Source organism: Aquimarina sp. AWH4_224 (assembly GCF_056160245.1).
Genome location: NZ_JBSWWU010000062.1, coordinates 1 through 414, shown reverse-complemented (window position 1 = coordinate 414; position 414 = coordinate 1). Strand labels below are relative to the sequence as shown.

General features: G+C 41.1%; 1 protein-coding gene. It reads left to right on the top strand.

Features of this window, described 5'->3' with window-relative positions; all coding sequences use genetic code 11:
• Positions 1-414: Ig-like domain-containing protein (locus tag ACXAGJ_RS24700; protein ID WP_474843860.1), on the top strand; the 414-nt coding region annotated here is incomplete at both ends.

The following is a 414-nucleotide window of genomic DNA, read 5'->3' as shown; positions in this document are numbered from 1 at the left end:
CAGTTGGATTTGTTGGAGATGATACATTTACCTATACCCTTTGTGATGATGATACACCACCAAGTTGTTCTACAGCAACGGTTACGGTAACTGTAACAGATGAAGGAGATCCAATTGCTGTGGATGATACGGTTACTACAATTGAAGATACTCCTGTAACTTCAGGTAATGTGTTGGATAATGATACTGTTGTCGATGATGCTACAATAACTGCATTCGACGCTACTAGTACCAATGGAGGTACGGTAGTGAATAATGGAGATGGAACGTTTACTTACACTCCACCACCAGGGTTTTTAGGAGATGATACGTTTACGTATACGCTTTGTGATGATGATACGCCACCAAGTTGTTCTACGGCAACGGTTACGGTAACAGTAATTGAAGCTCCTGCTCCGTCATTAGTTTTAGTAA